General features: G+C 43.6%; 12 protein-coding genes. 11 read left to right on the top strand and 1 reads right to left on the bottom strand.

All coding sequences use genetic code 11. The features are described from left to right. Positions 1-25: 25 nt before the first annotated feature. Positions 26-1,861 (bottom strand): hypothetical protein, encoded by a 1,836-nt coding sequence (locus C2E15_RS13500; protein ID WP_104957830.1) that lies wholly within the window; start codon positions 1,859-1,861, stop codon positions 26-28. Positions 1,862-2,239: 378 nt separating this feature from the next. Here C2E15_RS13500 and galF point away from each other — a divergent pair, with 378 nt between their 5' ends. The 11 genes from galF (at position 2,240) to C2E15_RS13445 (ending at position 14,364) form a co-directional block, all read left to right on the top strand. Next, positions 2,240-3,136 carry a UTP--glucose-1-phosphate uridylyltransferase GalF gene (galF, locus tag C2E15_RS13495; RefSeq protein WP_104957829.1) on the top strand — a complete coding sequence of 299 codons (897 nt, stop codon included), beginning with the start codon at positions 2,240-2,242 and terminating at the stop codon, positions 3,134-3,136. A 48-nt stretch (positions 3,137-3,184) separates the two neighbouring features. Beyond that, on the top strand, positions 3,185-4,198 hold the full coding sequence (gene galE / locus C2E15_RS13490; protein WP_104957828.1) for a UDP-glucose 4-epimerase GalE: 1,014 nt from the start codon (positions 3,185-3,187) through the stop codon (positions 4,196-4,198). A gap of 555 nt (positions 4,199-4,753) precedes the next feature. Continuing rightward, positions 4,754-5,809 (top strand): UDP-N-acetylglucosamine--undecaprenyl-phosphate N-acetylglucosaminephosphotransferase, encoded by a 1,056-nt coding sequence (gene wecA / locus C2E15_RS13485; protein ID WP_104957827.1) that lies wholly within the window; start codon positions 4,754-4,756, stop codon positions 5,807-5,809. Positions 5,810-5,817: 8 nt separating this feature from the next. Next, entirely contained in the window at positions 5,818-6,222 is a 405-nt protein-coding gene (locus C2E15_RS13480) for an FAD synthase family protein (RefSeq protein ID WP_104957826.1), read from the top strand. After that, entirely contained in the window at positions 6,215-7,366 is a 1,152-nt protein-coding gene (locus C2E15_RS13475) for a CDP-glycerol glycerophosphotransferase family protein (RefSeq protein WP_104957825.1), read from the top strand. Before C2E15_RS13480 ends, C2E15_RS13475 begins: the two co-directional genes overlap by 8 nt. Next, a complete protein-coding gene (locus C2E15_RS13470; RefSeq protein WP_167391878.1) occupies positions 7,335-8,462 on the top strand; it encodes a glycosyltransferase family 4 protein in 1,128 nt (375 codons plus the stop codon). The genes C2E15_RS13475 and C2E15_RS13470 overlap by 32 nt, the downstream gene beginning before the upstream one ends. After that, positions 8,459-9,520, top strand: coding sequence for a glycosyltransferase (locus C2E15_RS13465; RefSeq protein WP_104957823.1), 1,062 nt, complete (start codon positions 8,459-8,461; stop codon positions 9,518-9,520). The genes C2E15_RS13470 and C2E15_RS13465 overlap by 4 nt, the downstream gene beginning before the upstream one ends. Then, positions 9,510-10,907: a lipopolysaccharide biosynthesis protein gene (locus C2E15_RS13460; RefSeq protein ID WP_104957822.1), complete on the top strand. Its 1,398-nt coding sequence runs from the start codon at positions 9,510-9,512 to the stop codon at positions 10,905-10,907. Before C2E15_RS13465 ends, C2E15_RS13460 begins: the two co-directional genes overlap by 11 nt. A 5-nt stretch (positions 10,908-10,912) precedes the next feature. Next, entirely contained in the window at positions 10,913-12,061 is a 1,149-nt protein-coding gene (locus tag C2E15_RS13455) for an EpsG family protein (protein WP_104957821.1), read from the top strand. A gap of 1 nt (position 12,062) precedes the next feature. Continuing rightward, on the top strand, positions 12,063-13,163 hold the full coding sequence (locus tag C2E15_RS13450; protein WP_104957820.1) for a glycosyltransferase: 1,101 nt from the start codon (positions 12,063-12,065) through the stop codon (positions 13,161-13,163). Then, positions 13,153-14,364, top strand: coding sequence for a glycosyltransferase family 4 protein (locus C2E15_RS13445; RefSeq protein WP_104957819.1), 1,212 nt, complete (start codon positions 13,153-13,155; stop codon positions 14,362-14,364). Before C2E15_RS13450 ends, C2E15_RS13445 begins: the two co-directional genes overlap by 11 nt. Positions 14,365-14,370: the final 6 nt, after the last annotated feature.

The following is a 14,370-nucleotide window of genomic DNA, read 5'->3' as shown; positions in this document are numbered from 1 at the left end:
CAGCGTAAAAGCTGAGGCTTTTTTACTATGCGGGCTTCACCTGCTTCTGCGTCGCCAGGTTGAGCCAAGGGGAGTCAGGGTTATCGCCCAACGCCACCCAGACGGAATTGTTGTTGACCGATACGTTCTTACCGGCATATTTATTACGCTGATTAAGCTGAGATTGAGCTGAGGCGAGCTGTTCGCTGCTGCAGGTAAAGTTGCTGGTAATGCCAATATTATTTTGCACGGTCCAGGCAATATCAGGCGAGGCACCGTTACTGTAAGCGACGGGCATCTGGTTGCCGGAAAGAACGGTGTTATCGCTGATGGTCAACGACTTCATGATGCCGCTCAGGTTAGCAAAGCGTCCTTCACCGCTCACCTGCGTGTTTTTAATGCTCAGGTTATCGAGATTGGGCAATTTAAACGCGGTGCTGACGTTAAGATAAGTATCGCCGTTTACCGTAATGGTGCCGCCTTTGCCGCGGGCTATCTCTAATCCGGTGCCTTTGCCATTCAGTTCGTGATAGCTGTTGCTGCTGGAAATAAATACGTTTGGATTAGATGTGATTAACGCCACTCGCGCGAAGCCGCGCGTATCGAGATTGTTGATGCGGAAGCTTTTCGGCTGGTTCAGGAACAGGGCGGTATTAGTGCGTGCGCCTTCGTTAATCATGCTGCCGGAAAGCGTAACGTCATGATCGCCGGTCTGGGTGGCGATGGCGAAACCGTAGGCTTTGGTGCCTTTTGCGATCAATACCGTGCTGTCGATATTCACGCCTTCGTTAAAGTTCACTACCGCAATCGCCGCCTTGATGGGACGCCAGGCGTTGCCGTTCAGCATGTCAGGGCTGTTGCTGTAGCGAATGGTGTTCTTAACGTTGATGTTCTTACACTGGATATAAGCTTCGCCCCACCAGGTGGCGCCGCCCATCGAGATATTGCCGATCGAAATGCCGCCGATAATGTTTTCCATCGCAAAATGACGCCGGAAGCTGCCCTTCGCCATATTGTTGGCCATGATGATATCTTTATGGTCAAAATCGCGCAGATGCTTACGCGCTCCCGGCAGCCCTTCGGCGTGGAACGCCAGGCGGGCGTCTTCGCCCGCTTTGCAGTAGGCATGGTTGCCGGTCATGATGGTGCCGGAGCCCCAGATGGTAACGGCGTCGCCGCGATCTTCGCCCAGCTTCGAATGCAGATCGCGCATGCCGGTGCCGGCGCCGAGACACTCTAAAAACCAGTTATCGATGATCTTGGTGCCATAGGCGCCGAAGCTCGCCGGCGCAATCACCGATTGCAGCATGCGATAAAAATAGCTGTTCGCCACCTGACAATAGTTGGCAGAAATCATTATTCCGCCCTGACGGCCGCCGGTCTCGCTTTTTAACAGCATCGGATTATCAAATACCATGCCGTGTATTTGCGTGGCATCCGCCTTCAGCTCCAGCAAAAACTCATTACCCATATTTCCCAGCGGGGTAATAATACCGTTGCCGCGGCCTTCGATGATTTGGTTTTTCAGCGTCAGCTTTATCGATTTATTAATGCTGACCGGGGTGTCGATAGTAAGGTATTTCTTATCTTCTACCAGCTGCTGGAACGCGGCGTAATTATCTACCGGGCCATTGCCGTTACGGCTATCGCTGCGGATCTTCGCCCAGGATGTCGAGGCGTGATCAAGAATAATGCCGGGCGCACCGTCGATTTTTCCTGGCACGCCGCCGGGCGCCGGTGAGGGCGTTGCCGGGGCGGGCGCCGCATTGGCGCGCGTCAGGCTGCCAAAGGTGCCGACCGCCGCCGCGGAGACCAGAATTTTCGTCAGCGCTTTACGTCGTGAGGTGATGCGTTCTTCACTGGCTTTTTCATTAATGCTCATTTCTGACCCTTATAGGAATGATTACGCCAAATTGCATTATTCATTAAGGCATGGTAAATGGAAGATGTAATATTTAAATTCAGATAAAAGAAAACGCTTTCTTACATTTGCGCGCGCGCCTCAATATTTATCAGATTAATCTCAGCGAATAATGCTTGCCGTAATTAATGAAATTGATTAAGCCATAAGCTTTTATTTGCTGTGACAGACGTTAACACGCGGCGGAATAATTATTGGCATCGCCTACCTTACGTGTTTTTAGTTTTTACCTCATCAGCTTTTTCCTGACAGCAAATTTTTCAGATTAAGATTATACTTGACGATCATGCATTTATTGCATAATCGCGTAATGTCTTCACATCATTATATGGAAAAAATATGACCAAGCTTAAAGCAGTTATCCCCGTTGCGGGTCTCGGTATGCATATGCTCCCTGCTACAAAAGCCATTCCTAAAGAGATGCTGCCGATCGTTGACAAGCCGATGATTCAGTACATCGTTGATGAAATCGTCAAGTCGGGCATCAAGGAAATCGTACTGGTCACTCATGCGTCGAAAAATGCCGTCGAAAACCATTTCGATACGACGTACGAGCTGGAAGCGCTGCTGGAACAGCGCGTGAAGCGTCAGCTGCTGAGCGAAGTGCAGTCTATCTGTCCGCCAGGCGTGACTATTATGAACGTGCGTCAGGCGCAGCCGCTGGGCCTGGGCCACTCCGTACTTTGCGCCCGTCCTATGATCGGCGACAATCCTTTCGTGGTTGTGCTGCCGGACGTCATCATGGATGATTCCACCGCTGACCACCTGCGTTATAATCTCGCCGCGATGGTCGCGCGCTTTGAAGAAACCGGCCACAGCCAGGTGCTGGCGAAGCATATGCCGGGTGCCGACCTGTCTGAATACTCCGCCATTTCGACGCAAGAACCGCTGGAAAACGAAGGCAGCGTCAGCGCCATCACCAGCTTTATCGAAAAACCGGAGCATCCGGAACAGCTCGACTCCGATCTGGCGGCGGTAGGGCGCTATGTGCTGTCTGCGGATATCTGGGCCGAACTGGAGAAAACGGAGCCGGGCGCATGGGGCCGTATCCAGCTGACCGACGCGATCGCCAGCCTGAGCAAAAAACAGCCGGTTGACGCCTGCCTGATGACGGGCAACAGCTTCGACTGCGGCCGTAAGCTGGGCTATATGCAGGCCTTTGTCACCTATGGCCTGCGCAATAACCAGCAGGGCGCTGCGTTCCGCGACACGATCAAGCAATTGTTGGCAAAATAATTCCTCACTATTTCACGCCGCGCGCCTGCGCGGCATCAAGGAGTTCACATGGCTATTTTGGTAACGGGCGGAGCAGGCTACATCGGCTCTCATACGGTGCTGGCGCTACTGCAGCGCGGCGACGACGTTGTGGTAATGGACAACCTCAGCAACGCTTCGCGGGAATCGATTCGCCGCGTCGAGAAGCTGGCCGGAAAGCAAGCGACCTTCGTTGAGGGCGATATTCTGGATCGCGCCTGCCTGCGCGATATCTTTACCAGCCATGCCATCAGCGCTGTTATCCATTTTGCCGGTTTGAAAGCGGTGGGCGAATCGACCCGCAAGCCGCTGGAATACTATGAAAACAATGTCTCCGGCACCGTGGTGCTGCTGGAAGAGATGCGCAATGCCGGCATCTATAACTTTATCTTTAGCTCCTCTGCGACCGTCTATGGCGCCAACGCGCCGGTGCCCTATGTTGAGACCACGCCGATCGGCGGCACGACCAGCCCTTATGGCACCTCCAAGCTGATGGTTGAGCAGATCATGCAGGATTACGCCAAAGCGGACAGCAAGCTGAAGGCCATTGCGCTGCGCTACTTTAATCCGGTAGGCGCCCATGAGTCCGGCGAAATCGGCGAAGATCCTAACGGCATTCCCAATAACCTGCTGCCTTATATTGCGCAGGTCGCCATTGGCCGCCTGGAGAAGCTCGGCATTTTCGGCGCCGATTATGACACTAAAGATGGTACCGGCGTACGCGACTATATCCATGTCGTCGATCTGGCGGAAGGACACCTGAAAGCGCTCGATCATCTTGATCACGTACAGGGTTATAAAGCCTATAACCTCGGCGCCGGCAAAGGCTTCTCCGTTATGGAGATGGTGCAGGCGTTTGAAAAAGCGTCCGGCAAACCGGTGCCTTACGAGATTAAACCGCGTCGCGACGGCGATCTGGCCGCCTTCTGGGCCGATGCGTCGCTGGCAGATAAGGAACTTGACTGGCGCGTGACGCGCGGCATCGATGCGATGATGCGCGACACCTGGAACTGGCAGTCAAAAAATCCGAACGGTTATCGTTAAAATGAAGTTACGCTAATGTATTTTGTCGCGCAGAGGCGCCTGCTGGCCCGGTTAAAAAGCAGGTTGCGCGAGTAACAAAGTGGATAACGACAATGGCTTCTGGCAACAGAAGCCTTTTCTGTTTCAGGCCCCGGTTCAACGGGAGATAAACGAAGAGATGATTAGCCGGCTACTTTTTCACTTCAAAGCGCATCGCCTGGCGGAATGAATAAGATATATCGCATTCGATATGATAACAGTGACATGAGATGATATTTTAAGCGCTTTGCTTGCTTTGCAAACAATCAGCGTGGACAAAGCGATTAACGGCATAAGTCAACGGTGAAACAGGCAATTTTATGCTTGTCTGCGCACGACGATAGTACGAGAATCGTAAACTATTAGCGCACGGTTACATCTGTTTCGGTTAGCGTCGCGAGAAAAAATTACCAGGTTGCTCTCACAGGCTATGCTTGTTTGAGTCCTGAGCCACTGAAGCGTCTGGTTGCTTAAAGCCAGGGGCGGTAGCGTGGACATTTTCAGGTATCTGTGGTCAATCTCAATACTGGTGCAAACATGCAAGAAATCGTGCTTGTTTTTTTGGGCGCGCTGGCGCTGCTTTTTATCTCGCGCAAGGTTGCCAAGAAAGTCGGCCTGGTTGATAAACCTAACGCGCGCAAACATCATCACGGGCATATACCGCTGGTGGGTGGCGTTTCGGTATATCTCTCATTGTGGATTATCTATATTCTCCAGCCGGGCTGGCTGCCGGATTTCACCATTTATATGGCGTGCGCTACGCTGCTGATTGTGGTCGGCGTGCTGGATGATAAGTTTGATCTGCCGGTGATGCCGCGCATGGCGCTACAGGCGCTGGTGGCCAGCATTATGATGTACAACGGCCTCTATCTCTATTCGCTGGGGAATATCCTGTTCGGCTACGAGCTGATTCTCGGCGTGTTGGGCTATGGCGTCACGCTGCTGGCGGTGGTAGGCGCGATCAACGCCTTTAATATGGTTGACGGCATTGACGGTCTTTTAGGCGCGCTCTCCTCGGTGACTTTCGGCGCGTTGGCGGCGGTATTCTGGATGGGCGGCAACGATGCGATGGCATTATGGTGCCTTTGCCTGATGGTCGCCTGTCTGCCCTATATTCTGCTCAACCTCGGTATTCCCTGGGGACGCAAATTTAAAGTCTTTATGGGCGACGCCGGCAGCACGCTGATTGGCTTTACCGTTATCTGGCTGTTGATTATCGCGACGCAGGGCCACAATGCGGTAATGCAACCGGTCACCGCGCTGTGGCTGATCGCTGTGCCGCTGATGGATATGCTGCGCGTCATGATCGCACGCATCAGAAGAGGGGACAGCCCGTTTAAGCCGGACCGGGAGCATTTGCATCATGTGTTAATTGATGCAGGCTTAAGCGCCCGGGGGAGCTTATTTATTATAGTTTGCACTACTCTACTGATGGCTTTTATCGGTATTGCAATGAACTATTATAAAACCTTATTTTTAGTTCAAATAGCTTTGTATTATTTTATCTTTATTTTGATGTGCCGTGTAACAAATGTCCGTTCATTAAATAAATACCTGTTAAAAGAAAAAAATATAAGCGTAAAATTCAGATGAGAGAATCAATGAAAAAGGTAATTACATTTGGTACCTTCGATGTTTTTCATGTGGGACACATTAATATCCTGGAACGTGCGGCCAGATATGGCGATTACCTTGTAGTGGGCGTATCTTCTGATCAATTAAATTTCAATAAAAAACAGAGATATCCCGTTTATTCACAGGAAGACAGAGTTAAAATTATACAAAGCCTGAAGTTTGTTGATGAAGTTTTTCTCGAGGAATCACTGGAGCTTAAGCTGGAATATATTAAGCATCATCAGGCTAACGTACTGGTCATGGGTGATGATTGGGCTGGCAAATTTGATTGGGTAAAAGATGCCTGTGAAGTCATCTACTTACCGAGAACGCCATCTATCTCGACGACGGAGATAATTGAAGTGGTCAGATCGGGAAAGAAAAATGTTTAAAAAAATGCTTGTAAGGATCAGCAAGAGAATCCTGTCGTGTTTGATTTATCTGATACCTAAAGACAAAGAAAAGATCATCTTTAAAAGCAGGCCTGATTTTTCAGGTAATGCCAAAGCTCTGAGTGATTACATCCAAAAAAATCATAAAAATTACAAAATTGTTTGGTTTGTTGAAGCTCAAAAGCCTGCCGCGACTGATGAAATAAAGATTTTCAAAGCGGGAACGGCGAGCGCCCTCTGGCAGTACGCAACCGCAAAATATATCGTCACTACGCATAACGAAATGATTGGCACGAAAAGCGGCAATCAGATCTACATCAGTCTGTGGCATGGTATGCCACTCAAAAAGATCTGTTATTTAGGCGAGTTTGATCATCAGGGAATGGAGGATTACTCATCTTACAGAATCGCCACCTCGGAAGTTATGCGCGCAATAATAGCAGCATGTTTTCGGGAAAAGGCCAATAAGGTATACATAACGGGCCAGCCGCGAAATGATTTTTTATATGATCAAACCGCCGCCAAAACAGGGCTCAAATTTTTAGCATCTGGAAAAAGAAAGATTTTTTACGTTCCCACCTTCAGGGAGAATCAGGAAGCAAATGAGTATTCTGATGGGAAATCAATTGAAAATAATAACTTTTTCCGTGTTAGAGATTTTGATTTAACTGCATTGAACATATTCTTGCAGCAAAATAATTGCCAGCTTTTCATCAAACTTCATCCTTATGAAGAAAATATCTATCTGGATTTACAGCTAAGCGAAAACATTCGTATTATCAAATCGGATGAATTACGCAACAATGGCCTGGATATCAACCACCTTTTAGCGCATATGGATATGCTCATAACAGACTATTCTTCAGTTTACTTCGACTATATGTTGCTGGACAAGCCTATGTGCTTTTTAACGCCCGATTTAGATGCGTACAGTAAATCGCGCGGTGGGTTTACTCTTGAACCTGTAGATTACTGGATGCCAGGTTACCATTGTTCCACGCAAAGCGAGCTGTTAAACGAAATAGAAACGTTGCTGGCAGGTAACGATCGCTATGCCGGGCACAGAAGTAGCGTCAACGCAATAATAAATCTGTTTAAGGATGACCGAAATAGTGAGCGAGTATTCAAGCAATTCTTCCAGTAACAAGCCAAACGTCCATGTTTTATTAGGCGATATTACGTCACGTGGAGGAATTGAACGCGTATCCATTACTTTGGCTAACACTTTGTCGGCGCTTTATCACGTAAGGCTAGTTAGCCTTTACGTTTCTCAACATGATATATCATTTAAGCCTGCTGACAACGTAGCTGTTACGGTATTGCATAATGAATATGAAGAAAGCATGTATAACCGCGCCAAATCTCTCCTGGCCGGCATGCTTTTTGATATCAATTACCTGCTAAAAAAAAGAAAGACGCTAAAAAAAGTCGCTTTGGCTGACGAAAATGCAGTAGCCATATGCTGTGATGTAAAAATGACATTACTCGCCAAAATGGCTGGCTATAAAAATATTATTGCTATTGAGCATTTTGAATATGATGTTATTAATCCGATCCTGAAAAAGATCAGGCAATTGCTTTATAAAAAAATTGATGCAGTGGTGACCTTAACACCTGAAGATAAAGCTAAATATAGCTGGATGCCAGGGGCGAGGCACTTTATCATTCCTAATATTGTTGAAATCCCCAATGATGTCGTTCCGTTTAAACAGCGAGCAAATTGCGTACTTGGCGTCGGCCGTCTTACGTACCAAAAGGGCTTCGATCTGTTGCTGCAGGCATGGAGCCGTATTGTCACTGAAGGCTGGACGCTGAGGATTGTCGGTGACGGGCCTGACCGGGAAGCGCTACAAAGCTATATTGATGCTAATCGCCTTGATAACGTTGAAATACTACCCTTTAAAAAGAACATAGCTGATGAATATAATCAGGCGAAAATATTTGTGCTTTCTTCGCGGTATGAAGGGTGGGGAATGGTATTAGTCGAGGCGTTGGCATTCGGGATGGCATGCATTAGCTTCGACTGCCCGGCCGGTCCCAAAACAATATTGCAAAGCAAGAACGGTATTTTAGTAAAAGCTGAGGATGTAGATTGCTTAGCCAGAGAAATAAAAAGGCTTCTCGAAAATGAGACGATGCAAGAGCAGTTGAGCCAAAAAGCACCGGAAAGCATTGCAGAGTATGGCGAGAAAGAAATTCTGCTGAAATGGCAGAAGGTTATTGAGCAGGTAAGTAAATGAAAAATTATGACTTAATATTTATCACTAATGTGCCTGCTTTTTATAAAGTTAATCTGTTTAACTCACTTGCGCGTCAAATTAATATCAAAGTTATCTTTATTTCTAAAAAATCCTCAATGCGCGAAAGCGACTTTTATAATTATGATTGTCAATTTGATCATGCATTTATTATTGAGGGGAATTTTGAGGAAAGAAATAAATTAACGGTATTACACGCTGTTCATCGTGAACTAAAAAAAAGTCATTATCAGCGGTTGGTTTTTCCGGGATGGGAAATAAAAGAGCTTTTTTTCCTTTCTTTACTGTCGCCAAAAAGAAAAAATGCGGTTGTCATTGAAAGCAGCATACTTGAAACGCGTATGAGCGGCATGGCTGGCCGGTTAAAGAAATTATTCCTCACACGAATGGGCGCTGCTTATCCTTCAGGAATATTACAGAAAGAAATTTTAGCGCATTGCGGCTTCTCAGGAAAAATTTATATCACTCATGGTGTTGGTGTAGCTAATCCGCCACGTGAGAGACATCAAAATAGTCATCGAACAGTTAGCCAAAGTCATGAAAGTTTAAAATATCTTTATGTAGGAAGACTGGCGCCTGAGAAAAACCTTTCCCTGCTCATTGATGTATTCAATGAGACAAGAGAAAGGCTTTTCATTGTCGGAAGTGGCCCGGATAGCGACGTCTTGCAAAAAAAAGCAAAGAAAAACATTACCTTCTTAGGATATGTTAATAATCGCGAATTAGAAACATACTATCGTCAGTGTGACGTTTTCATTTTACCTTCGCTTGCTGAACCCTGGGGATTGGTCATCGAAGAAGCTCTGTCGCTGGGATTACCGGTTATTATTAGCGATCGGGTAGGATGTAAAGAAGATTTAGTAAAAGAAAACGGAATAGTATTCGAGGCAACAAGCAAAGATTCATTAAAGAAAGCGCTGCTTAAAATGAAGCTTGAATACAATAGTTTTTATAATGCTGCACAAGATTATGATTTAGAAGGCATGTATAAAAAGCAAATTAATTCTTATATTAGCTCAGTAGCAAAAAATGAAATTTAAAACCGTTAAAGATTTTGCAAACTATGCATTAGGGGATTTATTTGTAAAAGGGTTTCTTTTTATATCCCTGCCGCTGTTATCCAGAGTGTTAGATCCTGAGCAGTATGGTAAGCTCTCCATTATTAATACAGCGATTATGATACTTTATGTATTTATTAGCCTGAATCTGCAAAACGCAGTAACTAACAGATACATGCTTACGCAAGATAATTTTGGTAGCTATTTAAAAAGTATTCTTTATTTCCTCCTTCCTTTTCAGCTTATCCTGTTAAGCCTGAGCCCTTTTTACATGAAACCTCTTTCAACCCTGTTGGGCATTGAAGAAAGTGATTTCTTTTGGGTGATGGGTATATGTAACTTGCTGTCCTATATATATATCTACACATGCTATCTTCAGGCGGCAAGGAAAAGTGGAAGCTATGTAAAAATCAATGTTATTTCTAAGGTGAGTGAAATAGCATTAATATTTATCTTTGCCATTACATTAACGCAGCAGCAATACTTGTCAAAAATTTATGCGCAAGTTATTGTTAGTTTAATTCTGATTGCTTACGTACTTAATAAATTTAGAAAGCTTGCTAAAGGTGATTTCGATGTTAGCCTATTGAAAGAGGCGGTGCTATTCTCGGTACCGTTGATAATTCATGTGTTATCTAATTCATTATTATCTCAGGCTGACAGGCTAATAATAAATCGTGAGTTGGGAAGTTATGAAGCGGGTTTATATTCTTTTGCCTACAACATCGGTACAGGCATTCTTGTTGTCATAATGGCCTGGAACTCATCATGGCAGCCCCGCCTTTACAGGCTGATCGAAGAGAAAAAACTCGAGAAAATAAAAAACAATATTTATGCCAGTACAGTAGTTGTTTTTTGTATAAGCGTCATGTCAATTCTTTTTTCCCAAGAAGCTATTTTTATTCTCGCAGATAAAAAGTACTATGCCAGCGTGAATATATTACCCCTTATCTTCGTCGGTAATGCACTGATTCATATTTATCTGATATATGTAAATTTTCTCTTTTATAAAAAACGCTCACTTATAATTTCGTGTGCAACGCTTTTTGCTGTAATTTTCAATATCTTGCTAAACTATTACTTGATACCAAAATTCGGTATTGTAGGATCTGCATGGGCCACCATCGCTTCCTATTTTCTGCTAGCGCTCATGCACTATATAACGTCAACATGGATAGTAAAGAATAATGTTATTTCGGCTGGTTATCTGATGGTGTTTACCGCCGGTCTGCTTGCTGTAAATTACTTGGCTGCATATATAAATAGTCATATGTCATTTACAGTAGGTCTTACAGTTAAATGCCTGATAACCGTAATTATTGCTGTAGGTATAATTAAGTCAGGACTGCATAAAAAGTTGAGTGAATAATACTTATGGGAATTTATTATATTTATGCAGGGATATTGCTTTTTTTTGCTAACCTCGATGTTTTGGCCGATCGCAAAAAAAAGATACTGATAGTTATCGTATCATGCATCATCGCCTTGTTTGTTGGTTTGCGATACGAGCTAGGCGTTGACTGGCTCTTCTATCGTGACTTCTATAATGGCGGCGCGATTACATTAACTATCGAACCTGGTTATCAGCTGATTTCTAAATTTTTTAGTTCTTTGGGATTATATTTTTGGCATTTCACGCTAGTAATAACTTTATTCATATTAACATCCTTGATTTTTATCTTAAAAAAATATTCACCTTATCCAGTTTTTGTTTTATGCGTGTATTTTTTAGTTTCCTTTGGTTTTAACGTGGAAGCTTTGCGACAAATAGTAGCAGTTACTTTTTTTTATTTAGCACTCAATTTTTATCTTAAAGAAAAAAATAGATTGTATTATTTAACCTGCCTTATAGGCGCGTTATTTCATATATCAGCTTTATTGCTTTTGATATTTCCGTTTTTTATTAAAAGAAAGATAATAAAAATAGGAAGGTTTAGTTTATTAGTGGGAGTGTTGTTAGCTTTAGTAGATATATATCCCTTAGGAAAACTTTTTAAGTTAGTAGCCTTAATATACAGCAATCCTTATATCTATAAACTTGTTCTTTATTCTTCTGGTGAGCTTTCAGGAAGTGTTTTATCCTTTAACCTAATGTTTAAAATACTAATTTACTGTTTGTTTATTAAAAATAAAAGAAATGTTTTACTATATTTTGCAAAGCGGGGGGTCTCGCTATTTTACATATTGGTTTTTGAGGCCGCTTTTCTGCTAATGTTAAATATCGACATTTTTTTAGGTCAATTTGGTACAATTTCATCAAGATTTGATGAGTATTTCATACCCGCTATGTTAATAATAGTCTCTTATATAATTGCCTCATATAATAAAAGGCATAACCGGACCCTATTAGCATGCTGCTTTTCGCTTTACGTGTTTTTAAGTTTTCAGCGATTCACGGATAATGACTACTTTATGGCACAATTCGTACCTTATTCGAATAGTATTGCCGAAATGTTGCATGGTAGTTCTTATGATTTGGAAAGGGAAAACGCTGTAAAATTACATTGGCAATTGAGAAAATGAAATGCTATTAGTTAATGCAAGTAATCTCTATGTGGGCGGCGGTTTACAGGTAGGGGTTTCGATAATTGAAGAGTTTGTTAAATTGGATGTGGATTTTATCGCGGCGGTATCCCCTCCTGTTTATCATCAACTTGGTGAAAAAAGCAGAAACAAAAGCATTATTATTGATAAAACGCCATCTGGGTTATTAAATTTCGCCAGTAGAAAAACGCTTGATGATATTATAGCCAAACATGGTATCCAGGATGTCTTTACTGTCTTTGGGCCCAGTTACTGGAACCCAGCTGTAAAAAACCATCTGGTTGGGTTCGCCTTGCCATGGCTAATTTATGATACTCAAACTGTTTATAACTCATTATCTGTAAAAGAGAAATTAAAGAAAATATTATTGCGCTATCTTCAGCCTTATTATTATAAAAGCAATGCGACGAAGATAGTTGTGGAAACAGCGGATGTGAAAGATAAGGTTGCTAAACTTTTTGGTTTCCCCTCTGAGCAGGTGTATTTAGTATCAAATACCATATCAGCTAATTTCTCTCAACCATCCCTCTATGATAGTAGTGTGGCTAAAAAATTACCTGAGAAAAAAGCGGATGAAATTTGGCTGCTAACTGTCTCCCATAATTACCCACACAAAAACTTGCAGGTTATCTACCCCTTGTTAGAAGCCTTGCCTGATAACTATAAGTTTGTCCTCACGCTCGATGATGACTTTTTGTCAGAACTACCTGCGCATCACCAGAAGAGAATAATGCTAACGGGTAAGATTACGAACGCGCAGTGCCCCCCGTTATATCAACGCTGTGATGGCATGTTTCTTCCCACGCTTCTGGAATGCTTTAGTGCATCCTATGTTGAAGCCGCATACATGAACAGGCCCGTTTTTACCTCCGATCGCGCTTTTGCGAAAACAGTCTGTGGTGACCATGCCTTTTATTTCGATCCGTTAAACAGTGACGATATTGCTGCGGTTATTAAAAACGCTTTCGCTAACCCAGATACAATCGAACATTATTGCATCGAGGCCAGGAAGGCCGTTGATAAATTACCTGATGCGACAGAAAGAGCTAAACTATATTTGAGTGCAATATATGCTGAATGACCTTTCGAAAAAAAGACTTGCTCTGCTGATTGATGATTATGTGCCCTTTAGCACGAAAGTAGCAGCCAAAATGATGCATGAGCTTGCATGCGAATTTTCCAGAAATGGGCATACCGTGACGGTAATTACGCCAGGTGTATTGCAGGACCAGAATGTCAAAGTGGATATTATTGATGGCATTGAAGTAATACGTTTTCGATCGGGGCCCATCAAAAATTGCTCATTCGTAAAAAGGGCTATAAACGAAACCCTTTTGCCGTTTAAAGCGAAAAAGCATCTGACCAGTATTATTAAAGATAAAAAGTTTGATTTGATTGTAAATTATTCGCCATCTATATTCTGGGGCGCTTTTGCACGCCACCTTAAAGAAAAGAATCGCTGCCCTGTTTATTTAATTTTGCGTGATTTCTTTCCGCAGTGGGTTATCGATAATGGAATGATTAAAGAGCAATCTTTAGCAGCTAAATATTTCCGTTTTTTTGAAAAAATCAATTATCAGGCAGCCGATGTTATCGGCATACAATCTGCGGCCAATGTTAAATATTTTAAGGAATGTTTTGGCGAAACATATAAAACCCGCTTGCTGTACAATTGGGCTGATCCGGAAGTCACTGCCGAGGAATACGGATTCCGTAAAAAATATAATCTGCAAGAAAAGATAATATTTTTTTATGGCGGAAATATAGGCAAAGCGCAGGATATGGATAATCTTGTGCGCCTCGCTGAAAAAATGAAGAACCGAAGCGAAGCGCATTTTGTATTTTTAGGGCAGGGCGATGAAGTTGAGCTGATTCAGAAAAAAATAAACAAAAACAATCTTAACAATGTCTTGCTGCTTCCTCCTGTCAGCCAGGAGGCCTTCAGGGCGATATTGAAAGAAATTGATATTGGCTTATTTTCCCTTAGCCGTAGCCACCTGAGTCATAATTTTCCCGGGAAAATACTCGGTTATATGGTCAATGGCATACCTATCTTAGGTAGCGTCAACCCCGGCAATGATTTAAAATCCGTTGTAGAAAATGCCGAAGCGGGTTTTGTTACTATCAATGGCGAAGATGAACGTTTTTACGAAAATGCATTGAAACTACTGAACGACTCCGCCTTGAGAGAAAAGGCCGGGAACAACGCCCTGTGCTTGTTGCATGAAAGATTTACTGTAACGGCAGCGGCTAAAGAGATTTTGTCTATTCTGATTAGTTAAGGTTTC

The sequence above is a fragment of the Mixta gaviniae genome (genome assembly GCF_002953195.1).
Lineage (GTDB): Bacteria > Pseudomonadota > Gammaproteobacteria > Enterobacterales > Enterobacteriaceae > Mixta > Mixta gaviniae.
Note: the sequence above shows the minus strand (reverse complement) of the source record. Positions and strands in the feature narration are given on the sequence as shown.